Origin of the sequence: Acidithiobacillus sp. IBUN Pt1247-S3 (assembly GCF_041146875.1) — a bacterium.
Taxonomy (GTDB): Bacteria; Pseudomonadota; Gammaproteobacteria; order Acidithiobacillales; family Acidithiobacillaceae; genus Igneacidithiobacillus.
On record NZ_JBFRXP010000011.1, the window covers coordinates 19,584 to 45,020 of the forward strand.

Here is a 25,437-nt window from a genome sequence, read left to right on the forward strand (position 1 = left end):
TCAAACCTTGGCAGGACTGGGTTTCTTGCGGGTAGCGGCGGGCTTTTTGGCAGTGGTCGCCTTTTTTGCGGTCGTGGAGGACTTTTTGCCGCGCGTGGATTTTTTGGGACTACTTTCGCCTTTTTCGTCTGCTGCCTTGGGTTCCGGAGGCTGATATTCGTGCAGCAATTCCTCAATTTCCGCTGCTTCGGCCTGTTCTGGAAAATGAAAGGCGCACTCTGCCTGCGGGCAAACCAGCTCGTCGCCGCGCCGCTTGGTACTCTTTTTGTATAACACCGGCCACGCACAGCGTGGGCAGGTGCGGGCAACCGGCTCACCCCAAACCGCATACTTGCATTTGGGATAGGTATTACAGGAATAAAAAATCTTACCGTAGCGGCTGCGCTTTTCCACCAGTTCGCCGCTGCCACATTCTGGGCAGGTAACGCCGGTGGACTTGGCGGCGTTCAGGCTCTCCAGATATTTACAGCTGGGATAACCGCTGCAAGAAATGAAACGCCCATAACGCCCCTGGCGATACACCAAAGCCTTGCCACAATCCGGGCAGTCGCGCCCAACTGGCTCTGGGGCCTCGCGCGGTCCATCAATGGGGCGGGCATAGTTGCAGTCGGGATAGCCGCTACAGGAGATGAAGCGTCCATAGCGACCGAGCTTGAGGCGCAGAGGTTTGCCACACTCGGGACAATTCTCGTCTATGGCCTCGCTGGTTGCCTCGGACCGACTGACGTTGGCCTTCTCCTCCAAGCGCTGGTGGAAAGGTTGCCAAAACTCCTTGAGCACCGGCTGCCATTGTTTTTCGCCACGCGAGATGGCATCGAGTTCATCTTCCAGGTTGGCGGTGAAGCCATAGTCTACATATTGGTCAAAATGCTGCACCAGGAATTGGTTGACCACTTCCCCCAAGTCTGTGGGATGAAAGCGACGCTGCTCGACAGCGACGTATTCCCGATTCTGTAGGGTCTGAATGATGCTTGCGTAGGTGGACGGCCGGCCGATGCCGTGGGCTTCCAGGGTTTTGACCAGAGTCGCGTCGCTGTAGCGAGGTGGCGGCTCGGTGAAGTGTTGTTCGGCCTCGAGGCCGTGGAAGATGGGTCGGTCACCAACCTGCATGGCGGGCAACAGGCGCTGCTCGTCATCTTCGTCTTGCTCATCCTTGCCTTCCTGGTACACCACCAGAAAGCCAGGAAAGGTGACAGTGGAACCGTTGGCGCGTAGCTGCCAATGGCCACCGGCCGCAAAATCCACTGCTACCAAGTCCAGTTGCGCGGCGGCCATCTGGCAGGCAACGGCTCGTTTCCAAATCAGGTCATATAAGCGCCACTGGTCCTTGTCCAAGCGTCCCTGCAGGCTGTCGGGATGGTGCCGGATGTCGGTGGGGCGGATCGCCTCATGCGCCTCTTGTGCATTCTTGGCCTTGGTTTTGAAGCGACGCGCTTCTTTGGGCAGATATTCGCCGCCAAAGTGTTGCTGCACGAAGTCACGCAACGCGGCAATCGCATCTTCCGACAGATTCACCGCGTCGGTACGCATGTAGGTGATCAGGCCGACCGTCTCGTTGCCAACACTGATCCCTTCGTACAGTTGCTGCGCTACGCGCATGGTGCGACTGGCATTGAAACCGAGCTTGCGCGATGCCTCCTGCTGCAGGGTCGAGGTGGTAAAGGGCGCTGCTGGTTGCCGCTGCCGTTGCTTACGCTCGACCTTGACGACTTGCAGTGGTTGCTGCGCGAGGTCGGCAAGGATCTCGCTGCGGATCGCCTCTGCGGCCTCTTCATTGGCGATGTCGAACTGTTCGAGTTTTTTCTCTTGCCACTGCGTCAAACGGGCCGGAAAGCGCTTCTCTTCCTGCTCCAGTTGCGCACTCAGGGTCCAGTATTCGCGCGCGACGAAGGCGCGGATCTCGGTCTCACGTTCGCAAACCATGCGTAGCGCTGCACTTTGCACGCGACCGGCGGAGAGGCCGGGGCGCACCTTGCGCCAAAGCAGCGGGGAAAGATTGAAGCCAACGAGGTAATCAAGGGCGCGTCGTGCCTGCTGCGCGTTGACCAGATCCATGGCGATGGCGCGCGGATGGGCGACCGCATCTTTCACAGCGCGGGGGGTAATCTCGTGAAAGACTACCCGCTGTACCGGTTTTCCTTCGAGCAGTTTTTTCTGCCGCAATAGCTCGACGAGATGCCAGGAGATCGCCTCTCCCTCGCGATCCGGGTCAGTGGCGAGCCAGAGCCCATCCGCCTTGCGCAAAGCGCTGGCAATGGCATCGACATGTTTGCTATTGCGCGCGATCTCGGCGTAGCGCATGGCAAAATCGTGTTCGGTATCGACCGCCCCCTCTTTCGGAAGCAGGTCGCGCACATGCCCGTAGGAGGCTAGCACGGCAAAGTCTCCCCCCAGGTACTTCTGGATGGTCTTCGCCTTGGCGGGCGACTCAACAATCAGGAGTTGCGCCATGCGTTAGTGAAGAATGCGTGTGCCGTCGGGGCTGAGGAGCTGGTCCATCCAGTAGCCCTCGGGGCCGTCCTCGTTGACCATCACCAGAAATGCGACCCAGTCGAGGGTCTCTAGATCTGTCTCCTCTAACTCCAGGGCAAGTAGGCGGTCGATGATGCGTTCCCGGATACTACTGTTGATGACGCCGAGATGTTCCCATTCGGCGAGCTGCCCGCGGGCCGCCATGGATAGCTGCAGACTTTCCCAGGGTTGGTAGCTGCGTACCGCAGCGCGGCTATTTTCTGGGCTGTATTCCTCTTCAAAGCCGTCCATCCAGTCGAGCGCGCGCTGGATTCCCTCTTCCGGGTAACCCGCGGCCAGCAACTGTTCCTCGATCTCGCTGTTTTCGTCCTCATCGTCGAGGTGATCGAGCAGGTAGCTGATGATGTCGATGACGTCTTCCATGGTAGACCCCTATTTGGCATCGGGAAGGCGGCAGAAGCGCCCCCCAGGGCAGGAGGCGATATATCCTTGGATTTCCATGTGCAAGAGGATGGACGAAAGCGCCTGTAGCGTCAATCCGCAACGGCTGGCGATCTCCTCGCTGCTCAAGGTCTCCTGCCCCAGGGCGGCCCATACCTGTCGTTCCTGAGCATCCTCGGGTTCGCGCTGCGCCCGCACCATCTGCTGCGTGGCAGCGAAGAGTGGTCCCAGTTCTTCAAGGATATCCTGCGCCGTCTCCACCAGTTTTGCACCGTCGCGAATGAGACGATGCGGTCCGCGGGCCAGCGGGCTGTGGATGGAGCCGGGGATGGCAAAGACCTCGCGTCCCTGCTCCATGGCCAGCCGTGCGGTGATCAGCGAGCCACTGTTCTCCGCGGCCTCAACCACCAGGGTCCCGAGACTCAGACCGCTGATCAGGCGATTGCGGCGGGGAAAGAGCCCGCGATGAATGCGCGTGCCCGGCACTTGTTCGCTAAGGATGAGGCCGGTAGTCAGGATTGAGCGCGCGAGGTCGAGATTTTCGCGCGGGTAGACTAGGTCAGTACCCGTACCCAGAACCGCCACGGTCCCGCTACCTAGCGCCCCCTGATGAGCGGCGGCATCGATGCCAATGGCTAGGCCGCTGACAATTACCAGACCACTGTTGCCCAGCTCTTCGGCAAAGGCACGCGCCGTAGCGCTGCCAACAGGCGTGGGGTTGCGGCTACCAACGATGGCAAAGAGGGGGTCGCGTAGACGTGCCCGCTGGCCGCGCAAAAACAAGGCCATAGGCGGATCGTCAATTTCGCGCAGCAGTGGAGGATAGTCGTCATCCAACCAGGTACAGATGTCCTGTTCCGGGTTCTCCAGCCACTGACGATCGGCATCCGTGAGACAATCCGCAGGATCCCGGCGCAACCATTCCTGGCTCGCCGCCGGCAGTTCTGGATGTCGAGTCGCGAAGCAGGCTGCTGCCGTTCCACACTTCTCCATTAGGATGCGCTGCCGCCGCGGACCTAGCCCCGGACAACGCAGCAGGGCAAGCCAAGCAATGTCTATCAAGGGGTGAGTTGAGCCTCTTTGCGCAGCTTTGCTGGACCGGAGGTAGGGTAATAGATATTGGCGCCGAGCGGAATCCCACGCTTGGCAGAGGTGATAACTGCGTAGGAAACTTCAGGAAAGACACGGAAAATCATTAGGTTGCCAATCTTCTCCGGGGGCAGAGGGAAGTCCTTGCCGGTGACGGCATTTTTGCCCATGCGCGCCGATTCTGCGATCTCCAGCACGTTGCCGGGTTCCAGTTCCGCATTGGCACCCTGATCCAGCACGACCACCTGACCCACCGTCAGCTCCGCGGCGTTATTCATTTTGGCGACGATTTGTGCGGCCACCGCCTTCTTCGGGGCGCTCGGGAAATAATGCGGGGTTGGACTCGAGGTAATGGGCACCAGGCGATCGCCAAGATCGATCTCCCGCCGCGCCGAGACAATGCGAATTTCCGCCTCGCTACCAGTGCGCCGCAACTCCGCAGTGCCCAAATTGACCATGCTGTAGCCTAAGGGCTTGGGATCGGCCAGGCGATGCAGGACCGCACCCATACGCACGATGCTGTAGCGAGTTCCTACGGTCGCTTTGCCGATGCCGCTGACAAAGAGCTTGTCCCCGGCGGTGTAAGCGGGACGCTCGTGCAGCGCAGCGGCGAGGTAGGGCAGCTTCTCATAGTCCTTTTTGCTGGCAATGATCGCCGGGCTGTGCAAAAAGGGCATGATGATGCCGGTATGATAGCTGGGAATGGCGGTTACCTGCAGCTTGGGCTGCAAGGGAATGACCTCGGCGGCAGGCTCGCCGTTGGGCATGCGATATAAAACGATGCGATCACCAGGATAGATCAAATTGGGATTGCGGATCTGCGGATTGGCGCGCCAGATCTTCTGCCACTCCCAGGGGTTTTTGAGAAAATGTGCGGCAATACCCCACAAGGTATCGCCCGGTTGCACAACATAACTGCCTAGCTCTTGGGTACTTGTCGCTGGCTGGGCGAACGCCACAGCAGGGGCGAGAGGGCCCAACAGGGCGCAGGCAATAACTAGGGGTGCAACACGTTTCCGCATGATCTCTTCTCCTCAGGACTTCCGCGCCCCATAGTATTAGTCCAAGATACGAATTTTTGCGAGAACGGTGATGCTATGGCGCTTTTGAAGATCGTCGAATATCCCGACACCCGCCTCAAAGGCATGGCCCAGCCGGTGGCGCGGATCGATCGGGAAATCCGGCAGTTGGCGGATGATATGGCCGAGACCATGTACGATGCCCCGGGTATTGGCTTGGCGGCCCCACAAGTTGCGGCGGGGCAGCGGCTTATTGTCGTCGATGTTTCCGATGGGCGAAATGAACTGCTTACCCTGATCAACCCCGAGATCATCGACAAAATCGGTGAGGAGGAGATGAAAGAGGGCTGCCTTTCCGTACCTGGGGTGCTGGAAACGGTGCGCCGCGCCGAGCGGGTTACCGTGCGCGCTCAGGACGTTGCCGGCAAGACCCTAGAGCTAGAGGCCGACGGCCTGCTGGCGGTATGTCTGCAGCATGAGATCGACCACCTCAATGGCGTGCTCTTTGTCGATCACCTCTCCCGCCTCAAGCAGAGCGTGATCCGCCGCAAAGCCGACAAGCGGGTTCGACAGCATGGCTGAGGGCCGACGCATCGTTTTTGCCGGCACCCCGGACTTTGCCGAGCGGGTGCTCGCCCGGCTGCTAGCGCGTCACGAGGAAATCGTCGGAGTAGTGACGCAACCGGATCGCCCCGCCGGGCGTGGGCGCAAGCTGCAGGCCAGCCCGGTCAAAGCCCTGGCCTTGCAGGCAGGCTTGCCCATTCTGCAGCCAGAGTCGAGTCGCGCCCCCGAGACCCTCGACTGGTTGCGCAATGTGGCTCCCGATCTGCTCATTGTGGTTGCCTTTGGCCAGATCCTGCCGCAGGCGATTCTGGATACCCCGCGTCTTGGCGCCATCAACGTCCATGCCAGTCTCTTGCCGGCCTGGCGTGGCGCGGCGCCAATTGTCCGCGCCCTGGCCGCGGGTGACAGCGAAACGGGCATCTGCATCATGCAAATGGAGGCAGGACTGGATTCTGGCCCGGTACTGTGGACGCGCAAAACTCCGATCCTGGATACCGATACCGGAGCCAGCCTGCACGATCGCCTCGCCGAACTGGGTGCCGATGCTTTGGCCGAGGCCCTAGATCGTCTCTGGCTCGGCGAACTGCAAGCCGTGCCGCAGGATCATGAACAGGTGAGTTATGCGAAAAAATTGCGCAAGGAAGAGGCGCATATCGACTGGTCAAAAGATGCGGCGACGCTCGCGCGCCTGGTGCGTGCCTACAACCCCTACCCGGTAACCCACACCGGTTTTCGTGAGCAACCTTTACGCGTCTGGTCAGCAAGGCTCGGTAACGCAGCGGGCACGCCGGGCACGCTCATCGTGAATACCCCAGAGGGGCCGGAGGTCGCCTGTGGACGCGGCAGCCTGGTCCTGACGCGGGTCCAGCCGGCGGGTAAGGCACAGCTTTCTGGCGGCGACTTTGGGCGTGGCTATCGTCTGCAAGAGGGCGAGGTCTTCGCGTGAGCGAGGCATTGCAAGGATCACGCTTGCGCCGCGCTGCCTTGGTGGCCTACCCGGCAGCCTTGGCGGGAGAGCGCCTGGATTTTCTCCTCGATCGCTCCGGCCTGCAGGGAACCGAACGCGCCAGTCTGCAGTGGTTGCTCAGCGGCGCCTTGCGCGAGAGCGGCTCGCTAAAAAGTCTCTTGCAAAGTTTGTTACGCCCCGGCAAACAGGATGATCAGGTGCTCGCGCTACTGCAACTTGCGTTATATGAGTTGCGCCACGGGCAGCGCCCAGACTTTGCCATCGTCAACGACTGGGTAAGTGCCAGCCAACTGCTCGGCAAGACCTGGGCGAAGGGCCTGATCAACGCTGTGCTGCGCCGTTATCTGCGTGAGCGTGCGGAGCTCGACGCCAAGGACGAGCAGCCCGAGCATCCCGTATGGCTGTTGCAGCACTTGCAAGAGACCTATCCCGGCAATTGGTCGGAGATCGTTGCTGCCAATCTCCGGCCCGCCCCCCTCTGGCTGCGGGTCAATCGGCAAAAGATCAGTCGCGACGCCTATCAGCAACGCCTGCAGGACCAAGGGCTTGCCAGCCAGAGTTGTGTCGAACTACCCGATGCCTTGATCCTGCCGCAGAGTCTGCCGGTGCGGGAGTTGCCGGGTTGGGAAGAAGGTTGGGTCGCGGTGCAGGATGGCGCGGCACAACTGGCGGCGGAGATCCTCGCGCCCCTGCCGGGTGAATGGGTTCTTGATGCCTGCGCTGCGCCGGGCGGCAAGGCCGCCCACCTACTCGCCCTGGGCGCCGAGCATCTGCTGGCACTGGATCGCTCAGCGCCACGCTTGCGCCGCCTGGAGGAGGCCCTGCAACGCCAGGGTTTGATGACAGAGTCACAGGTGGCGGATGCAGCGTTGCCAGATACCTATGGGGATGGCCATCCCTTTGACGCCATCCTGCTCGATGCCCCTTGTAGCGCCACGGGGATCATCCGGCGTCATCCGGACATCCTCTATCGCGAGCCAGACCTTGTCAGTCTCTGCGCGGAACAGGCACGTTTGCTGCGCGGGCTTTGGGCGCGGCTGCGGCCGGGGGGGCGCCTGCTCTATTGTACCTGCTCTATTCTACCGCAAGAGAACGAGATCCAGGTGCAGAATTTTCTCGCGGAGCAGCACGATGCAGAACGAGTGGAAGACCCGCGCTGTGGGCAGCGTTTGCCAGGTCATAGGGACATGGATGGTTTCTTCTACGCACTGTTACGCAAGGCAGACGCCACGTTATGAGCGAACGCCAACATCCGTCTCCGCGCCGCCGCTGGTTGCACGCCCTGCGCCAAAACGAAAGTGAGGAGGTGGCGAGCGGGTTCCTCCGTTGGTGGGCGATCCTGCTGATTCTCTTGGTGCTGGGTTTCCTCGCGTTTACCTTTTTCGTCAGTGCTGCGGGGCCTCTCAGTCCGTTTTTTGTTCCCATGTTGCTAGCCTCAGCGGCTATCGTTCTGTTGCTGCTGGTGTTGGTGATGTTCGCGGTGGCGCGTCTGTTGCTGCGCCTGCGGCGCGGTGAGGTGGGTAGCCAGCTGGCCACGCGCTTGGTGGTGATCATTACCATTCTGAGCCTGACCCCGGCGGCGGTGGTGTTTGCCTTTTCCTGGCGCTATCTCAATCAAGGCATCGACTCGTGGCTGAGTTCAGCGGTGGAGATCGCGCTGGAGCAAGCGGTAGATGTGGCCAAGGCCGGGGTAGATCGCTACCGCAGTAGTACCCTGTTGTCGGCAGAGACCATCGCCCAATCCCTCACCGGCGCCCCGAACAGCGCCGCCGTGCTCACGGTGATTCAGATGCGCGACCAATTTCGCCTGAGCAGCGTCACCCTGTTTTCCAGCAGCAATCGCATCATCGCCACCAGCAGCGACAACCTCGAGTTGGTACCGCGCCTACCGCGCGATCTCCTGCTCAACGTGCATGCGAATCATCCGGTGGTAAAGATGGCCAGCGACGATGGGCAGATGTTGGTACGGGTACTCATCCCGGTGATGAATCCGCAGTTTGGGCATGGCAATCGCCTGCTCTATGTTGAGCAAGTCGTGCCGGAGCAATTCAGTCGCGCGGCAGCGGCAGTGCAGAATGCCGATCATCGCTATCGCCAGCTTACCTTGATGCGTGGGCCAATGAAGACGGCCTTTCAGATGACTCTGGCAGTTGCCTTGCTGCTGACCGCCCTCAGCGCTCTGTGGATCGCTCTTCTCCTGGCCCGGCGCTTGACGGCTCCGGTCGCCCGCCTCGCCGCCGGTACGCAAGCCGTTGCACGCGGTGAGTTCATTCCGCTGCAAATCATTCCCAGCAACGATGAACTGGGCGTCTTGGTGCATTCCTTCAACAACATGACACGTCAGCTCGCGCGCGCCAAACAACAGGCAGCCAGGGCGCAAGAGGAGGCGGAACAGCGGCGGTATTATTTGGAGACCATCCTCGCACAGATCTCCAGCGGCATCCTGATCTATGCCAACGACGGAACCATTTCGGAGATCAATGCCGCGGCGCGGCAAATCCTGCGTCTAGCGGGGGAAGAAGAGTTACCAGAGCCAGAAAAAGAGCCACAGTTGGAGGAGTTTTGGGCGCAGGCACAAGACTGGATTCAGCAACCGCGCAATGACATGCAACGTGAGCTGCAAATCGAACGTAGTGAGGGTGCCCAGACCTTGCTCTTGCACGGCGCGCGTTTTGCGGAGTTGGGAGGGGCCGAAGGTTTTGTCCTCGTCTTTGACGACATTAGTCCTTTGGTGGCCGCCCAGCGCAGTGCCGCCTGGGGTGAGGTGGCGCGGCGTCTCGCCCACGAGATCAAAAACCCCCTCACGCCGATCCAACTCTCGGCGGAGCGGCTGCGACGCAAGTATCTCGACAAACTCGGCGGGGAGGGAGAGACCCTGGATCGAGCGACGCACACCATCATCCAGCAGGTCGATGCGCTGAAGGTGCTGGTAGATGCCTTCTCTGAATATGCCCGTGCGCCGAAGCTCGAACTACGCCCCATCGACCTGAATGCCTTGATTGCGGATGTCGTCGAACTCTACCGTGGCCAGGGTGCCGGGGTCGAAATCCGCTGCAATTTGGCGCCGGATCTCCCGCTCCTGCGCGCCGACGCCCATCGTCTGCGGCAGATTCTCAACAATCTGCTGCGCAACGCCATTGATGCGATTGCTGCGGATTCCGAAAACAGCACCAGCAATAAGCACATCTGGATCCACACGCGCGCGACTCTCGAGCAGAGTCCACCCATGCTAGAATGGACCGTAGAGGACGACGGTCCAGGCTTCCCAGCGGAGCTCTTGGCACGCGTCTTTGAGCCTTACGTGACGAGCAAGCCCAAGGGTTCGGGTTTGGGGCTGGCCATTGTGCGCCGCATCGTCGAGGAACATGGCGGCCAGATTGAGGCGGGTAGTCGGGGGGCGACAACGGGTGCCCGAGTTTGCATGCATTTTCCCCTCCCAGTGAGGGTGGCAGAGGACGGATGATGGAAACGAGACGACTGAGTATTCTGGTGGTAGATGACGAGCCAGACATCCGCAGCACGGTGGCTGACATCCTCGAAGATGAAGGGTACCGTGTTACCCAGGCAGCGAGCGCCGCCGAGGCGGAGGCACGTCTGCGTGATGGGATCTTCGACCTCCTTCTCCTCGACATTTGGATGCCCGGTGAAGATGGACTGCAATTTCTCCAGCGCCTAGCCAGTAACGGTCTCGAGCAACCAGTGGTGATGATGTCTGGACATGGCACCATCGAGACGGCGGTACAGGCGACCAAACTGGGTGCGTACGACTTTATCGAGAAGCCCCTGTCTCTCGACAAGACCCTGCTTAGCGTGGGTCATGCCCTCGAGGCCTTTCGCTTGCAGCGCGAGAATCGGGAATTGCGCGAACAGAGCGGCGTAATCGAGCGACCTACGGGGCAGAGTCCGGCCATCAAACAGTTCCGTGAGCAGCTGAAACGGGTGGCGGCAGTGGACTCCTGGGTCCTGCTCCTGGGAGAGTCGGGAAGTGGCAAGGAAGTTGCCGCGCGTTACCTGCACGGGCAAAGCCGTCGTGCCTCGGGTCCCTTCATCGACCTGCGCGCTGCAGCTATCGCCCAGCCGAACGTTACCGTTGAGCTCTTCGGTGCTGAGCAGGATGGGCGAGTGCAGCGCGGACGCCTGGAATTGGCCCATGGCGGCACGCTCTTTATCGATGAAATTGCGGATATGAATCTCGAGAGCCAGTCGCGCCTGATCTCTGCGCTACAGGAACGGCGCATTCTACGGATCGGGGGCACGAGTCCCGTGGCGCTGGACGTGCGCGTCATTGCTGGCAGCGGACGTGACCTGCAGAAGGCGGTGGCCGAAGGAAATTTCCGCCAGGATCTGTTCTACCGTTTGCAGGCCCTGCCCTTACAGGTGCCGACCTTGGCCCAGCGCAGCATGGACATCCCCGAACTGGTCGAAGAGTTTATGGGGCTGTATCGTCGGCGCGATGGTCTCAGCCGGCGGCAGTTTCTGCCCGAGGCGATGGAGGTTTTGCGCCATTATCCTTGGCCTGGGAATGTGCGAGAGTTGGAGAATTTGGTGCAGCGCCTGTTAATTTTGAGCGAGGGGCCGGAGGTTAGCGCCGAAGAGGTGGAGGGTGCTTTGGGCCTGGATCAGCGCCTGATGCCCCTCGGTAATGCCTCACCCGAGGATTTTGGCGGCACCCTGAAGCGTGCACGCGAGCGTTTCGAACGTGCCTTCCTTGAGTACCATCTGGCGCGTAATGATTGGAATATCGCGCGCACGGCGGAAGTTGCCGGCCTGGAGCGCACGCATCTCTATCGCAAACTGAAAAACCTGGGCATTGGCCTGCGCGGCGAACGGCACCCGGAAGACGAATTGGAGGACTGATGGAAGAGAAAGCGTTCCAGCCCTTGGGCATTGCGATTTTGACGGCCTCCGACACGCGTACAGCAGCCACCGACAAGTCTGGCGATGCTGCTGCAGAGCTGTTGCGCGAGGCGGGGCACCACATCGTCGCGCGCGCCATCGTCGCCGATGATTTGCAGGCCTTGCGCGCGCAGATGCAGGCGTGGATTGACGACCCGCAGGTTGATGTGGTGGTCAGTACCGGTGGCACCGGGCTCACCGGCCGCGATGTGTGTCCCGAGGCCATGGCACCCCTGGTCAGCAAGCCCATCCCAGGGTTTGGCGAGCTGTTTCGCTATCTCTCCTATCAGGAGATCGGCACCAGCACCATCCAGTCGCGTGCCGAGGCGGCCATTTGCTCAGGGACGATATTTTTCCTGTTGCCCGGCTCTACCGGCGCCGTACGCACCGGCGTCAGTCAAATCATCCTAGCGCAGCTCGACATTCGTCATCGCCCCTGCAATCTCCATGAGCTCCTGCCAAGGATTCGTGGGGAGAGCTGATCTGCAGCGCGCCAGGAAATCATGGGCGCGCGCGAAGCGACCCGCGACGTCGGACAGTGTGAAGTGAATCCTTGTCTGCCCGTCGACGTCATCGGCGTCTATGTCTTGCTACCCGACTCCTTGTAGCGTACATTTTGATGTACAGATTTTATCGAGGACTCAAACATGCACGAAACCACCTTTACTGAATTGCGTAACCACGCCAAGGACTGGTTCGATTTGGTCGAAAATGGGCAGACTGTACGGGTTCTGCGCAACGGTAAAGCCATCGCCGAAATCCACCCCATTCCTCCAATACAGCCCTCCTGGAAACAACATCCCGCACGCCCCATTTTTATCGGTGGGGCAGAAATCAGTCAACTCATTCTCGATGAGCGCGGTGATTGATGCGGGTATATTTCGATTCTTCCGCTTTTGCAAAACGCTACATCCAGGAGGCCGGTACAGACACGGTGCTGGAATGGTGCCAAAGGGCGAACGAAATGCTTCTGTCGGTCATAACTGTGCCGGAGATCATCTCTGCCCTCTGTCGTTTGCAGCGGGAGGTACGCCTCAGCGTTGAGCAGTATCACGGCATCAAGCAGGCGCTACTGGCAGACATCTCCGATGCTCTGATCTGCGAAATGGCGCCCCCGGTCATTCAGCGCGCCGTGCACGCCTTGGAACAGTACCCCCTGCGGGGTATGGACGCCATCCACGTGGGTGCCGCACTGGCCGCTAACGCCGATAGATTTCTCTCTGCCGACCAGCGCCAGTGTCTGGCAGCACAGGCACTGGGGTTGAACGTCGTGGTCGTATGAAGTGTCAGGGTATCCGCGCGGGTTTGAAACTGCGTTGGATGAAGGAACGGCATCAGGCCTATCTTGAACAACATCGTACACGCCTGAATTTGTAAAACCGATTTTTACTTGTCCCCCGTGCACCGGCGGTGGATAATCCGCCTATGAAAAACACCTTTTCCGTCATTGTAGTAGGCGCTGGTCATGCCGGTATCGAAGCCGCTGCCGCGGTGGCACGTAGCGGTAGCCGCTGCCTGCTGCTCACGCAAAACATCGACACTATCGGGCAGATGTCTTGTAATCCGGCCATTGGTGGCATTGGCAAGGGGCACCTGGTCAAGGAAATCGACGCCCTGGGTGGGCTCATGGGCCGTGCCATCGACCGCGCCGGCATCCAGTTTCGCATTCTCAATGCGCGCAAGGGTCCAGCGGTGCGTGCCACACGGGCGCAGGCTGATCGCAGCCTGTACAAACTCGCTGTGCGTGAACTGTTGGAAGAGTTGCCGCTGCTGCAGATCTTCCAGGGCAGTGTCGGCGACCTGCTAGTCGAGGGTGGTGTCATCGCCGGGGTGCGACTGGAAAACGGACAGGAGTTTCGTGCCCGCGCTGTGGTTCTCACTACGGGTACCTTCCTCGCCGGGCGCATCCATATTGGTGACCAGAGCTATCCCGCTGGTCGTGCTGGTGACGCCCCCGCCAATGCCCTGGCAGAACGCCTGCGCGCCCTCGAGTTTCCGGTTGCCCGCCTGAAGACCGGCACCCCACCGCGCATTGACGGGCGCAGCATCGACTATTCGCTGCTCGAAGAACAGCCCGGCGATGACCCGGCGCCGCCTTTCTCTTTCCTCACCGACGCTATTCGGGTAGAGCAACGGCCTTGCCACATCACCTACACCAATGCCGAGACCCATCGCATCATTGCCGATAACCTGCAGCACTCGGCCATGTACGGTGGGCATATCCAGTCCAAGGGGCCGCGCTATTGTCCGTCGATTGAGGACAAGATCGTGCGCTTTGCCGACAAGGCGGCGCACCAAATCTTTCTGGAGCCCGAGGGTCTGCGCACCCACGAGGTCTATCCCAATGGCATCTCCACCAGTCTCCCCTTCGCGGTGCAAGAGGCCCTGGTGCGCAGTATGCGTGGCCTCGAAAATGCCGTTTTACTGCGCCCCGGTTATGCCATCGAATATGACTATCTCGATCCCCGTGCCCTGACCCCCCAGTTGCAGAGCCAGCTTTTGCCTGGCCTTTTCTGTGCCGGTCAGATCAATGGCACCACCGGCTATGAAGAGGCGGCTGCGCAGGGACTCCTCGCGGGCATCAATGCCGCCCGTTGGGTGCTTGATGAGACTGGCTGGTGTCCGGCGCGGCACGCGGCCTATCTGGGGGTAATGGTTGATGATCTGGTTACCCGCGGCCTCGACGAACCTTATCGCATGTTCACCAGCCGTGCCGAATACCGCCTGCGTCTGCGCGAAGACAATGCTGACCAGCGCCTGACGCCGGTAGGACGAGACTTGCGCCTGGTTGATGACGAACGCTGGCAACGGTTTACGGAAAAGCAGGGCGCCTTGCAGGCAGAACGGCAACGGCTGGAAGCGACCCGCATCCGTGAGGATTCGGAGGCGGCGCAACGGATGGCCGAGCGCCTGGCCCAGCCCTTGCGCCGTGACCACAGCCTATGGGAGCTATTGCGCAGGCCAGAGTTGGGCTACGCCGAGCTTCTCGCAGATTGCGCCATCAGCGACCCGCTACCTGCTGCCCTGGCCACCGTATTGGAAATCGACTGCAAATATGCCGGCTATGTGCAGCGGCAAGAAGAGGAAGTGGAGCGTAACCAGCGCTGGGAGTCGATGGAGATTCCGGTTGAGCTCGACTATGGCGCGATTACCGGCTTGTCTACGGAAGTGCGGCAGCGCCTACAAAAGCAGCAACCGGGTACGGTGGGCGAGGCAAGCCGTATCCCGGGCGTAACGCCGGCGGCGGTGTCATTGCTCTTGATTCACGTGAAACGCCAGCATTGGGCGGCGGCAAGTTAGGTGCCTCGCAGCCCCGAGATTGACCAACACGTCCTGCGTATGCAGCTCGATGAGGGCCTGCGTGCCATGGAGCTGGACGGGCAAATCGACACGCGCGCTCGTGAACGGTTGTTGCTCTATCTGACAGAGTTGATGCGTTGGAATCAGACGCATAACCTGAGTGCGGTGCGTGATCCCGTTGCGGCCATTAATCGTCATCTGCTCGACAGCCTCGCTTTGCTAAGTTTCTTGCCGGTGGATCGTCCGGTGTATGACATCGGCAGTGGCGCGGGCCTGCCGGGCATCCCCCTGGCGATTGCCCGACCGCAGCAGCGTTTCGTGCTCGTCGAGCCGGCCGGCAAACGGGTGGCGTTTCTGCGCCATGTTCTCGCCCTGCTGGGTTTGGCAGAGCAAGTGCAGGTGCTGGCACAGCGTGCGGAGGAGCTGCCATACGTTGAGCAGATGGTACTGACCAGTCGCGCCACCGCCGAGTTGGCTGAATTTTTACGCATCGTGCACGGCTGCCTTCAACCGGGAATTGCGCTGTTGTTGGCAAAAGGTCCCGCGTGGGCGGAAGAGCTGACTAAGCTGCCTCCTGCTTGGGCAGAGCGCTTCGTTGCCCTGCCATTGTCGGTTCCTGGACAACCGCCGCGCTTTGTCCTCTTCGCTGAGCTCGGCAACGTGGGCTTGCCTAGTCACTAGTCGGGTCCCGCCGCAATCGGTATCCTTGGAGCGGAAAGTATAGAGAGAGGTAGATAATGCGGGTTGTGGCCATAGCCAACCAAAAGGGTGGCGTTGGGAAGACCACCACGGCAGTAAATCTGGCTGCGGCCTTGGTGGCGTTGGGCAAACGCGTGCTTCTCGTTGATCTCGATCCCCAAGGCAATGCCAGTACCGGTCTTGGTGCGGAGAAGGGGCGCTGGCCCAATGTCTATCATCTGCTGATGGGTGAAGTGGATCTGCCGGCGACACTGCAAAGCTATGGCGAACTGGCCTTGGTTGCCGCAAGCCCGGATCTGGCAGCTTTGGAATTGGAGCTAGCCGGTCAGGAGGCGCGTGAGCTGCGCCTGCGCAATGCCTTGCAAGGAGTGCAGGACTGGGACTATGTGTTTATTGACTGTCCGCCTTCCCTGGGTTTGCTCACCCTGAATGCCTTGGTCGCCGCCCATCGGGTATTGATCCCCATGCAGTGTGAGTATTTCGCTCTCGAAGGACTAACCCAACTCCTCGATACCCTGCGGCGAGTGCGGGCACAGTTGCATCCAGGTCTGGAAGTTGATGGGCTCTTGCGCACCATGTTTGATGCGCGCAACCGCCTCACGGCCGAGGTCAGCGGGGAGTTGGAGCGACATTTTCCCGAGCGCTTATACAATGTCATCGTTCCGCGAAACGTGCGCCTCGCCGAGGCACCCAGTTTTGGCCGCCCGGCCATCGACTACGACCCGCAGTGCGCGGGCGCCGAGGCCTATCGCCTATTGGCACAAGAGTTTTTGCAACGTGAGCAACGTCCATGAGTAAAAAACCCGCCGCTTTGGGGCGCGGTCTCGATGCCTTGTTTGCCGGCAACCGCGAGACCAGCACCTTGCGTAACCTACCCCTCGATCTGGTGCATCCCGGCGCACAGCAGGCGCGCAAGCATTTTGACGAGGCGTCTCTCGCCGAATTGGCCGAATCTATCCGCGCGGAAGGCGTGTTGCAACCGATTCTCGTGCGTGCCGAGATGGGCGGGACGTATGAGTTGCTGGCGGGAGAGCGACGCTGGCGGGCAGCGCAACTGGCTGGCTTGCGCGAAATCCCTGCTCTGATCCGCGAGGCTTCGAAACAGCAGGCCCTGGTGATCGGTATCATCGAGAACATCCAACGCCAGGATCTTGATCCTTTAGAAGAAGCAACGGCGCTGCAGCGCTTGTTGGCAGAGTTCCAGCTCAGCCATGAGGAGCTTGCCCAGGCTCTGGGGCGGTCGCGGGCCGCTGTCAGTAATCAACTGCGTCTGTTGCGCCTCGACGCGTCTTTAGCGCCCCAGCTGGCCTCTGGTGCCCTCACCGCTGGCCATGCGCGGGCGTTGTTACCTTTGCCAGCAGCAGCACAGCGCCAGGTGGCGGCGGAGATCATTGCTGGCGACCTGAACGTGCGCCAGGCCGAGCGCTTGGTGCAACGCCGGCAAGAGCGAGAAGACCACAAACTTGCAGAAATAGACCCCAACCTTACTGCCTTTCAGGAACAGCTGGAAAAAGAGCTCGGCTTGCCAGCCCGTATTTCCTTGCGCGGCGAAGCGGGAGAGTTGCGCATTCGTTGGCGCAATGCGGGCGAGGCTGCCGTGCTCTGGCAGCGTTTGGGCTTGACCGAAGACCCAGAGTCCCTCTCTTGACCTCGCTCGACGGCCTGTTTAGACTCCCTGCCAATTTGCGGTGAGGCCGATGCCCGAAAAATCATCATCAACGGCCTCCTGGGCATTATCGGCCTATGTGGGCCGGGTTGCCGCGTGGGTCTTGGTGTTGGCGCTGCTCGTCGCTGCCATCTGTGTATGGCGCTGGAACGAGCGAGAAGCTTGGGCCATTCTCTACGCCGCCGGTTTGAGCGTCATCAATATGCTCATCTTGGGAAGTCGCCTCTTGGCGCTCCCCGCTGCACCTGCGGTCGCGGCCAAGCGACTCGGTGGAGCGGTGCTGCAGCGCTGGGTCTTCACCATTGTGGCATTGTTGTTGGCAGTAGCCTGGTTACATCTGCCGGTCCCCGGTTTGGTAATCGGCTTCTTGCTCGCACACTTTGTATACTTAGGCTTCATGTTGCGGGAACGCAGCAGGAAAAGGAGATGAAACGTGGCATCTGGCGACATCGCCCACCACCTGACCAACTGGACTGCTGGTCAGGGCTTCTGGACCTTTGATCTCGATACTATTGTTGTCGGCTGGGTACTGGCCGCCATTTTGGTAATTACCGCCATGGTTGTTGGCGCTCGCCTGCAACATGGAGCACCGGCGGGTATGCAGTCTTGGCTCGAAGGTACTGTAGAGTTCATCGACAAGCTAGTTACCGACAGTTTTCCTGTCCGCGATCCCCTGATTGCGCCGGTAGCGCTAACGGTATTTATGTGGATTCTGCTGATGAATAGCATGGACGTGCTCCCCGCTTACTTGCCTGGCGTAGTGGCTGGCTGGTTTGGCCTTGAGCACTTCCGTATCACGCCAACGGTAAATCTGAACACTACCTTTGCTGTAGCGCTGACGGTATTCGGGCTGATGATTTTTACCAGCTTGCGGGTGAAAGGCTTTGCCTATTTTAAGACCTATCTCACCCATCCCTTCGGCAAATATCTCTGGCCGATCAATATCGTCATGACGGCGATCGAAGAGATAACCAAGCCTCTCAGCCTTGGCCTGCGACTCTTCGGTAACATGTTTGCTGGCGAGCTGGTATTTTTGCTCTTGGCGTTGTTGCCCTGGTGGGGAACGTTGATCATGGGCGAGGTTTGGTCACTATTTGAGTCACTTATCATCATGTTACAGGCGTTCATCTTTACCGTGCTCACGGTGGTGTACCTGGGCATGGCCAATATGCAGGATCACTAATTCTTCTTTTACTTTGACTTTCAAGGAGTCTGAACATGGACGCACATACCATTATCGTTGCAGCGACTGCCATTGCCGTCGGTATCATTTTTGGCGCCGCCGGCCTGGGTTCCGCAATTGGCTGGGGCTTGATCACCTCCAAGACCATCGAGGGCATCACCCGGCAGCCAGAAATGCGCCCACAGTTGTTGGTTAATACCTTTATCTTTGCTGGTTTGATGGAATCTTTCCCCTTCATCATTCTCGCTTTTGGTTTCTGGTTCCTCTTCGCCAACCCCTTCGTCGGCTGATGCCCCTGGCTGGGTAAACCGGCCTCCGTGCAAGAGAGGACATCATGAATCCAGTAAGTATCAATGGAACGCTGATTATCCAGCTGATCACCTTCGTGATCCTGGTGATCTTGCTCTACAAGTATCTTTACGGCCCGTTGCGCCGAGTAATGGATGATCGTTCGACAAAGATCGCTGATGGACTGGCGGCTGCCGAACGTGGTCAGGAAGAGCTCGATTTGGCGCAGAAGCGCGCAGCAGAAATCCTGCGGGAAGCCAAAGAAAAAGCGGGTGAAATCATCTCCCTGGCCGAGCGGCGCGGGATCGAGATGCGCGAGGAGGCCCAGGTCAAGGCGCGCGAAGAGGCGGATCGCATTCTTGCCGGTGCGCGTGCCGAGATCGAGGTGGAAGGCAATCGAGCGCGGGAGCAGTTGCGCGGTGAGGTAGTGCGTCTGGTCATCGACGGCTCGCAGCAGATCCTGCATCGTGAAATCAACGCTGACAATCATCGCGACATCGTCGATCGTATGGTTGCGCAGCTCTGACGGAGGCGTCGATGTCAGATTTCAACACGTTGGCACGCCCCTACGCCGAAGCCCTGTTTGAGATGGCGGCGGCGAGCGCGTCCACGCAAGCTTGGGACGATGCGCTGCAGGCGTTGGCCTCCTGGGTGCAGGATGCAGATGCACGTGCCTTTCTCGCGGATCCCGAGCGAACCGATGCGGATAAGGCTGCTCTGCTTGGCGGGATCCCGGTAGCGGTAGATGCCGAGGCCTGGACGCGCTTCGTGCACCTGCTCATCGACAACGAGCGTTGGCCGCTCGCCAGTGAGATCGCCGAGCTTTTCCGCGATGCCCTGCGGCGTGCCAAGGGTGAACTTGACGTTCTGGTCACCAGTGCGTTCACGCTGGACGATAGTCAGAAAGCCGCTGTGATAGCGGCGATGGAACGACGTCATCCAGGAATGCAGGTTACTATGCGCGAGGCCATCGACCCGGATCTGTTGGGGGGAGTGGTAGTACGAGCTGGTGACGAATCCATTGACGCATCCGTGCGCGGTCAGCTAGAGCAGCTGGCGCAAAATCTTCGCAATTGAATTGAGGGAATGGCATGCAACAACTGAATCCTTCGGAAATCAGTGACCTGATCCGCACGCGGATAGCGGGTTTCGAGGGGCGGGTAGAGACCCGCTCGCAAGGAACAATTACCAGCCTGAGCGACGGTATCCTCCGTATTCATGGCTTGGAAGAAGTCATGTACGGCGAAATGCTGGAGCTGCCGGGCGGCAAGTACGCTTTGGCATTGAACCTGGAGCGCGATAATGTCGGCGCAGTGGTACTCGGCGAATTTTCCGGCCTGGAAGAGGGCGGTGTCGTCAAATGTACCGGCAAGGTCATGCAGGTTCCGATCGGTAAGGGTCTCTTGGGCCGAGTGGTCAACTCTCTCGGTCAGCCCTTGGATGGTAAGGGGCCGGTGGAAGCAGAGGCCTATGACGTCCTCGAAAAGATCGCCCCTGGCGTCATCGAGCGGCAGAGTGTCGACGAGCCAATGCAGACGGGTATCAAGGCCATCGACGCGATGGTTCCAGTTGGGCGGGGTCAGCGTGAGTTGATCATCGGTGATCGGCAGACCGGCAAGACCGCCGTTGCTGTTGACGCCATTCTCAACCAGAAGGGCCAGAACGTTTTCTGCGTCTATGTCGCCGTTGGCCAGAAGGCCTCCACGGTGGCGAGCGTGGTACGCAAGCTCGAAGAATATGGTGCGATGGAGTACACCATTGTGGTGGCAGCCAATGCCTCGGATTCTGCGGCGATGCAATATCTGGCACCATACGCCGGTTGCACGATGGGCGAATATTTCCGCGATCGCGGCATGGACGCCCTGATCATCTATGACGATCTGACCAAGCAGGCGTGGGCCTACCGCCAGATCTCCCTATTGTTGCGGCGCCCTCCCGGCCGTGAAGCGTACCCCGGCGATGTCTTCTATTTGCACTCCCGCCTTTTGGAGCGGGCAGCGCGTGTCAATGCCGACTTCGTTGCGCAAAAGACCAATGGCGCAGTCCAGGGCAAGACCGGCTCCTTGACTGCACTGCCGATCATCGAGACCCAGGCCGGTGACGTCTCCGCCTTCGTGCCAACCAACGTGATTTCCATCACCGATGGCCAGATCTATCTGGAGTCCGATCTCTTTAACTCGGGTATCCGCCCGGCCATCAATGCCGGTCTTTCGGTATCTCGTGTAGGTGGCGCGGCGCAGACCAAGGTCATCAAGAAATTGGGCGGTGGTATTCGTCTGGATCTGGCGCAGTACCGGGAGCTAGCGGCTTTTGCGCAGTTCGCCTCGGATTTGGATGAAATCACCCGCAAGCAGATAGAGCGCGGTAAGCGCGTTACGGAACTGTTGAAGCAGGATCAGTTCTCGCCGATGTCTGTGGCGGAGCAATCGATTTCCCTCTTCGCGGCCAGCAGTGGCGCGTTGGATGACGTGGAAGTGGCCAAGGTCCGGCCCTTTGAGAAGGCGTTACTTGCCTACATGCACTCCAACCATCAGGCGACGGTTGATGCCCTGAATGAAAAGAAGGCGTTGACGGACGAGATCAAGGCCGAACTGGATGCGGCATTGAAGCAGTTCAAGTCCACGGCGAGCTACTAAGGAACGGCAATGGCAAAGGCGAAGGAAATCAACGCCAAGATCAAGAGCGTAAAAAATACGCGCAAGATCACCAAGGCCATGGAAATGGTGGCGGCGAGCAAAATGCGTCGCGCCCAGGAACGGATGGCGGCTTCACGGCCCTACGCGGATAAGATTCGGGAAGTGCTTGCGCACGTGGCGCAGGCGCACCCCGAGTATGCACATCCGTTCCTGCAGGATCGCCCCATCAAGCGCGTCGGTTTCTTGTTGGTCAGCTCTGATCGTGGATTGTGTGGTGCCCTGAATGTCAACGTCCTGCGCATTGTCGTGCAGCAGATGCATGAGCTGCAGGAAAAAGGCATAGAGGTGCAGGTTGCGGCAATCGGCAACAAGGGTGTTGGTTTCCTCCGCCGCCACGGTGCTCATCTCAGTGCGGAGCTCACCGGCCTTGGCGATCGCCCGGGCTTGGCAGACATGGTTGGACCGATTCGGGTGATGACCGAGGCCTATCGCAACGGTGAAATTGATGCGCTGTATCTAATCTCGTCGCGCTTTATCAACACCATGCTCCAGCGGGCGACCCTGGAGCAGGTCTTGCCGGTAAAAAAACCGGAGGAAAAGACCGTCGTTGCGGGCGAGCGCTGGGATTACATCTATGAGCCCGAAGCGCGGCCGGTGTTGGATCATTTGTTACAGCGCTATGTTGAGTCGATCATCTACCAAGCGGTAGTGGAGCATTTGGCCTGTGAGCAGAGCGCGCGTATGGTGGCAATGAAAAATGCCTCGGACAATGCCAAACGGCTTGTGGGCGAGCTGCAGCTAGCCTACAACAAGGCGCGTCAGGCTGCGATTACGCAAGAAATTGCCGAGATCAGTGCGGGCGCCGCGGCGGTGTAAATTTTTGGATTATTGAGGAAGCAGAGCATGAGCGAAGCACAAGTTGCAGAGCAGGCCGTCGGCCACATCGTCCAGGTTATTGGGCCGGTCATTGACGTTGCCTTTCCCCGTGGGCAGGTGCCCGAGATCATGGAAGCGATCGTCGTTGAAGATCGCCATCTCACCATTGAGGTGCAGACCCAGCTGGGTGACGGTGTGGCGCGTGGTATTGCCATGGGTTCCAGCGAGGGGCTGAAGCGCGGCCTAGCAGTGCGCCGCACGGGCGCCCCGATTACGGTGCCGGTTGGCCACGAGACGCTCGGACGCATCATGGACGTCCTTGGTGATCCCGTGGACGGCAAGGGTCCTGTTCAGACCCAGGAGCGCAAGGCAATTCATCGCCCGGCGCCCTCCTTCGATGAGTTGGCGGCGAGCACGGAAGTGCTGGAAACCGGCGTCAAGGTCATTGATCTGGTCTGTCCCTTCGCCAAGGGCGGCAAGGTCGGTCTCTTCGGTGGTGCTGGTGTAGGCAAGACGGTATTGATGATGGAGTTGATCCGCAACATTGCCATCGAGCACACCGGCTACTCGGTATTCGCCGGCGTTGGCGAGCGTACCCGTGAGGGCAACGACTTCTACCACGAAATGACCGAGTCGAGCGTGATCGACAAGGTCGCGCTGGTCTACGGACAGATGAACGAGCCACCCGGCAACCGTCTGCGCGTCGGTCTCACCGGCTTGACCATGGCTGAGCACTTCCGCGACGAAGGCCGTGACATCCTGATGTTCATTGATAACATCTTCCGTTATACCTTGGCAGGCACCGAAGTCTCGGCGCTGCTCGGGCGTATGCCTTCGGCGGTGGGTTATCAGCCGACCCTGGCGGAAGAGATGGGCAAGCTGCAGGAACGTATTACCTCCACCAAGGTGGGTTCCATCACCTCAGTGCAAGCGGTATATGTTCCCGCCGACGACCTTACCGACCCTTCTCCGGCGACCACCTTCGCGCACTTGGACGCGACCGTGGTGTTGTCGCGCCAGATTGCCGAGCTCGGTATCTACCCGGCTTTGGACCCCCTGGACTCCTTCAGCCGTCAGTTGGATCCGCAGATCGTGGGTCAGGAGCATTACGACGTCGCGCGCTCCTGCCAAAAGACCTTGCAGCGCTACAAGGAATTGCAGGACATCATTGCTATTCTCGGCATGGACGAGCTTTCTGCCGAAGACAAGGTCTTGGTGGGGCGGGCGCGCAAGATTCAGCGCTTCCTCTCGCAGCCCTTCTTCGTGGCCGAAGTCTTCACCGGTAGCCCAGGCACGTATGTGTCTCTCAAAGAGACCATCCGCGGCTTCAAGGCAATCGTCGGAGGCGAATATGATCACCTGCCAGAGCAGGCCTTCTACATGGTTGGCACCATCGACGAAGCGCTAGCCAAGGCGCAAAAGCTGCAGCAAGGCTGAGACGCATGGCTATGACCATTGACGTTCGGGTAGTCAGCGCTGAGGGCAGTATCTACGAAGGCACCGCAGATATGGTGGTTGCGCCGGGACAGATGGGTGAGCTGGGTATACTGCCCCGGCACGCCCCTTTGCTGACTGGGCTGCGTCCGGGTGAGCTGCGCATCAAGCAAGGTGCTGAAACGGAGTATCTCTTCGTAAATGGTGGGATCCTCGAAATTCAGCCCGACGTAGTCACGGTTCTGGCCGATTCGGCAGAGCGTGCTGCCGATATCGACGAGGCCAAAGCTAAGGCGGCGAAAGAGGCCGCCGAGGCGCGCATCGCCAACCAGGCTGACGATCTTGATTACGCAGCAGCGCAAGCCGAGCTCATGGAGCAGGTCGCGCGGTTGCGGACCCTGCAGCGGCTGCGTGAACAGGGTGTTCTGCGCTAGGGTTCTGTTCCTCGGTACTACTTCTTGTCCAAGGCCCCAACGCATTCGCGTACTGGGGCCTTTATTTTGGAGCGCAGCATGACTACTGATGTTGTCATCTTGGCCGCAGGCAAGGGCACGCGCATGCGGTCGGCGTTGCCCAAGGTGTTGCAACCCTTGGCAGGAAAGCCGCTGCTTGCACATGTGTTGGGGACGGCGCGCGCGCTCCCTGGGGGAGCTCGCATTCATGTCGTTGTCGGCTTCGCTGCGGACGCGGTGCGCTCGTCCTTCGCGCAAGATGACGATCTGCTCTGGCACCAGCAAGCGCAGCAGCTGGGTACCGGCGATGCCGTGCGCCACGCACTGCCCGCCTTGCAGGATGCCTCGCGGGTCTTAGTGCTGTGTGGCGACGTGCCGCTACTGCGCGCCGAGACCCTGAGCCGCTTTCTGGAGAACACGCCCGCCGACGCCCTCGGACTGTGCACCGGGAACTTGGCTGAGCCCGAAGGCTACGGTCGCATCGTGCGCGGCCCTGATGGCGAAGTTTTGGGGATTCGCGAGGAGCGTGATTGCAGCGCGGACGAGCGGACGCTGCGAGAAGTGAATCTCGGAATCATGCTCCTGCCCGCACACCGCCTCGCCGACTGGCTGGCGCGCTTGCAAGCCAGCAATGCCCAAGGGGAGTACTACCTGACGGATCTGGTTGCCTTTGCCCGCAGCGACGCTGTGGCGGTGCACGGCTTCCGCCTGCCGCAGCCAGAGGAGGCCCTGGGGGTGAATGATCCGGTACAACTGGCGATGGCGGAACGGCTCTATCAGCGCTGGCAAGTGGAGAGTCTGCAGCGTGCCGGTTTGCGTTGTGCGGATCCTGCACGCCTGGACCTGCGCGGAGAACTGCAGTTTGGTGCCGACTGCTGGATCGATCCCAATGTGATTATCGAAGGCAAGGTGCGCCTGGGGGATCGGGTGCGGATCGGTGCCGGGGCCATCTTGCGCGACTGCGAAATTGCCGACGACGCGGAGATTCTACCCTACTCTTTGCTTGAAGATGCGCGCATTGGCTCGGCTGCGCGGATTGGTCCTTTTGCGCGTATTCGACCGGGTAGCGAGATTGGCGCGCGTGCCCATGTGGGCAACTTTGTCGAAACGAAAAAAGTCGTCCTCGGTGAAGGGAGCAAGGCCAATCATCTGAGTTATCTGGGCGATGCTGAGATTGGTAGCGGCGTGAATATTGGAGCCGGAGTGATCACCTGTAATTACGATGGGGTGCACAAGCATCGTACGCAAATCGGCGACGATGTTTTTGTGGGTTCCGACACGCAGTTGGTTGCGCCGGTGGTCGTGGGGGCCGGAGCCACCATTGGTGCCGGCAGCACCATTACCCGTGCGGTGCCGGAGGGCGGTTTGACCCTCAGCCGTAGCCCGCAAAAATCGGTGCCCCACTGGCAGGGTCCGAAAAAATCCTGTACACCTTGAACGAACTCGGAAGAGGAT

Annotated in this window: 26 protein-coding genes; 22 read left to right on the plus strand and 4 right to left on the minus strand. The window is 60.0% G+C overall.

The window, feature by feature from the left end; translation table 11 throughout:
- From topA to AB4090_RS09175, 4 genes are read right to left on the minus strand one after another with little or no spacing between them, the layout of a single operon-like run.
- Positions 1 to 2,451 carry a type I DNA topoisomerase gene (gene topA / locus AB4090_RS09160; protein WP_369573564.1) on the minus strand — a complete coding sequence of 817 codons (2,451 nt, stop codon included), beginning with the start codon at positions 2,449 to 2,451 and terminating at the stop codon, positions 1 to 3.
- Between the two features lie 3 nt (positions 2,452 to 2,454).
- Positions 2,455 to 2,895 (minus strand): DUF494 domain-containing protein, encoded by a 441-nt coding sequence (locus AB4090_RS09165; RefSeq protein ID WP_369573565.1) that lies wholly within the window; start codon positions 2,893 to 2,895, stop codon positions 2,455 to 2,457.
- Between the two features lie 9 nt (positions 2,896 to 2,904).
- Positions 2,905 to 3,975 carry a DNA-processing protein DprA gene (dprA, locus tag AB4090_RS09170; RefSeq protein WP_369573566.1) on the minus strand — a complete coding sequence of 357 codons (1,071 nt, stop codon included), beginning with the start codon at positions 3,973 to 3,975 and terminating at the stop codon, positions 2,905 to 2,907.
- Complete coding sequence (locus tag AB4090_RS09175; RefSeq protein ID WP_369573567.1) at positions 3,972 to 5,024, minus strand: LysM peptidoglycan-binding domain-containing protein; 1,053 nt, start codon at positions 5,022 to 5,024, stop codon at positions 3,972 to 3,974. Before AB4090_RS09175 ends, dprA begins: the two co-directional genes overlap by 4 nt.
- Positions 5,025 to 5,099: 75 nt before the next feature.
- Here AB4090_RS09175 and def point away from each other — a divergent pair, with 75 nt between their 5' ends.
- From def to glmU, 22 genes are all read left to right on the plus strand, one after another.
- Positions 5,100 to 5,603: a peptide deformylase gene (def, locus tag AB4090_RS09180; RefSeq protein WP_369573568.1), complete on the plus strand. Its 504-nt coding sequence runs from the start codon at positions 5,100 to 5,102 to the stop codon at positions 5,601 to 5,603.
- Complete coding sequence (fmt, locus tag AB4090_RS09185; RefSeq protein WP_369573569.1) at positions 5,596 to 6,531, plus strand: methionyl-tRNA formyltransferase; 936 nt, start codon at positions 5,596 to 5,598, stop codon at positions 6,529 to 6,531. Before def ends, fmt begins: the two co-directional genes overlap by 8 nt.
- Positions 6,528 to 7,790: a 16S rRNA (cytosine(967)-C(5))-methyltransferase RsmB gene (gene rsmB, locus AB4090_RS09190; protein ID WP_369573570.1), complete on the plus strand. Its 1,263-nt coding sequence runs from the start codon at positions 6,528 to 6,530 to the stop codon at positions 7,788 to 7,790. Before fmt ends, rsmB begins: the two co-directional genes overlap by 4 nt.
- Positions 7,787 to 10,015, plus strand: a complete 2,229-nt coding sequence (locus AB4090_RS09195; protein WP_369573571.1) for an ATP-binding protein — start codon at positions 7,787 to 7,789, stop codon at positions 10,013 to 10,015. Before rsmB ends, AB4090_RS09195 begins: the two co-directional genes overlap by 4 nt.
- A complete protein-coding gene (locus AB4090_RS09200) occupies positions 10,015 to 11,409 on the plus strand; it encodes a sigma-54-dependent transcriptional regulator (RefSeq protein WP_369573572.1) in 1,395 nt (464 codons plus the stop codon). Before AB4090_RS09195 ends, AB4090_RS09200 begins: the two co-directional genes overlap by 1 nt.
- Positions 11,409 to 11,930, plus strand: a complete 522-nt coding sequence (gene moaB / locus AB4090_RS09205; protein ID WP_369573573.1) for a molybdenum cofactor biosynthesis protein B — start codon at positions 11,409 to 11,411, stop codon at positions 11,928 to 11,930. The genes AB4090_RS09200 and moaB overlap by 1 nt, the downstream gene beginning before the upstream one ends.
- Positions 11,931 to 12,095: 165 nt before the next feature.
- Positions 12,096 to 12,317 carry a type II toxin-antitoxin system Phd/YefM family antitoxin gene (locus AB4090_RS09210; RefSeq protein WP_369573574.1) on the plus strand — a complete coding sequence of 74 codons (222 nt, stop codon included), beginning with the start codon at positions 12,096 to 12,098 and terminating at the stop codon, positions 12,315 to 12,317.
- Entirely contained in the window at positions 12,317 to 12,730 is a 414-nt protein-coding gene (locus AB4090_RS09215; protein WP_369573638.1) for a type II toxin-antitoxin system VapC family toxin, read from the plus strand. Before AB4090_RS09210 ends, AB4090_RS09215 begins: the two co-directional genes overlap by 1 nt.
- A gap of 143 nt (positions 12,731 to 12,873) precedes the next feature.
- Complete coding sequence (gene mnmG, locus AB4090_RS09220) at positions 12,874 to 14,748, plus strand: tRNA uridine-5-carboxymethylaminomethyl(34) synthesis enzyme MnmG (RefSeq protein WP_369573575.1); 1,875 nt, start codon at positions 12,874 to 12,876, stop codon at positions 14,746 to 14,748.
- Entirely contained in the window at positions 14,749 to 15,429 is a 681-nt protein-coding gene (gene rsmG, locus AB4090_RS09225) for a 16S rRNA (guanine(527)-N(7))-methyltransferase RsmG (protein ID WP_369573576.1), read from the plus strand.
- A gap of 53 nt (positions 15,430 to 15,482) precedes the next feature.
- Positions 15,483 to 16,241, plus strand: a complete 759-nt coding sequence (locus AB4090_RS09230) for a ParA family protein (protein ID WP_369573639.1) — start codon at positions 15,483 to 15,485, stop codon at positions 16,239 to 16,241.
- Positions 16,238 to 17,095: a ParB/RepB/Spo0J family partition protein gene (locus AB4090_RS09235; protein WP_369573577.1), complete on the plus strand. Its 858-nt coding sequence runs from the start codon at positions 16,238 to 16,240 to the stop codon at positions 17,093 to 17,095. The genes AB4090_RS09230 and AB4090_RS09235 overlap by 4 nt, the downstream gene beginning before the upstream one ends.
- Positions 17,096 to 17,144: 49 nt before the next feature.
- On the plus strand, positions 17,145 to 17,543 hold the full coding sequence (locus tag AB4090_RS09240) for an ATP synthase subunit I (RefSeq protein ID WP_369573578.1): 399 nt from the start codon (positions 17,145 to 17,147) through the stop codon (positions 17,541 to 17,543).
- 3 nt (positions 17,544 to 17,546) lie between these two features.
- On the plus strand, positions 17,547 to 18,296 hold the full coding sequence (gene atpB / locus AB4090_RS09245) for a F0F1 ATP synthase subunit A (protein WP_369573579.1): 750 nt from the start codon (positions 17,547 to 17,549) through the stop codon (positions 18,294 to 18,296).
- 35 nt (positions 18,297 to 18,331) lie between these two features.
- Positions 18,332 to 18,586, plus strand: a complete 255-nt coding sequence (atpE, locus tag AB4090_RS09250) for a F0F1 ATP synthase subunit C (protein WP_215872117.1) — start codon at positions 18,332 to 18,334, stop codon at positions 18,584 to 18,586.
- A gap of 44 nt (positions 18,587 to 18,630) precedes the next feature.
- Positions 18,631 to 19,110 (plus strand): F0F1 ATP synthase subunit B, encoded by a 480-nt coding sequence (locus AB4090_RS09255; protein ID WP_369573580.1) that lies wholly within the window; start codon positions 18,631 to 18,633, stop codon positions 19,108 to 19,110.
- 11 nt (positions 19,111 to 19,121) lie between these two features.
- Positions 19,122 to 19,661, plus strand: a complete 540-nt coding sequence (locus AB4090_RS09260) for a F0F1 ATP synthase subunit delta (RefSeq protein ID WP_369573581.1) — start codon at positions 19,122 to 19,124, stop codon at positions 19,659 to 19,661.
- Between the two features lie 14 nt (positions 19,662 to 19,675).
- Complete coding sequence (atpA, locus tag AB4090_RS09265) at positions 19,676 to 21,220, plus strand: F0F1 ATP synthase subunit alpha (RefSeq protein WP_369573582.1); 1,545 nt, start codon at positions 19,676 to 19,678, stop codon at positions 21,218 to 21,220.
- Between the two features lie 9 nt (positions 21,221 to 21,229).
- On the plus strand, positions 21,230 to 22,096 hold the full coding sequence (atpG, locus tag AB4090_RS09270) for a F0F1 ATP synthase subunit gamma (protein ID WP_369573583.1): 867 nt from the start codon (positions 21,230 to 21,232) through the stop codon (positions 22,094 to 22,096).
- A 27-nt stretch (positions 22,097 to 22,123) separates the two neighbouring features.
- Positions 22,124 to 23,533 (plus strand): F0F1 ATP synthase subunit beta, encoded by a 1,410-nt coding sequence (gene atpD / locus AB4090_RS09275; protein WP_369573584.1) that lies wholly within the window; start codon positions 22,124 to 22,126, stop codon positions 23,531 to 23,533.
- A 5-nt stretch (positions 23,534 to 23,538) separates the two neighbouring features.
- Positions 23,539 to 23,964 carry a F0F1 ATP synthase subunit epsilon gene (locus tag AB4090_RS09280; protein ID WP_369573585.1) on the plus strand — a complete coding sequence of 142 codons (426 nt, stop codon included), beginning with the start codon at positions 23,539 to 23,541 and terminating at the stop codon, positions 23,962 to 23,964.
- A gap of 78 nt (positions 23,965 to 24,042) precedes the next feature.
- The gene (gene glmU / locus AB4090_RS09285) at positions 24,043 to 25,419 is read left to right on the plus strand and encodes a bifunctional UDP-N-acetylglucosamine diphosphorylase/glucosamine-1-phosphate N-acetyltransferase GlmU (protein WP_369573586.1); all 1,377 of its coding nucleotides are present in this window, start codon (positions 24,043 to 24,045) and stop codon (positions 25,417 to 25,419) included.
- The last annotated feature ends 18 nt before the right edge of the window (positions 25,420 to 25,437 follow it).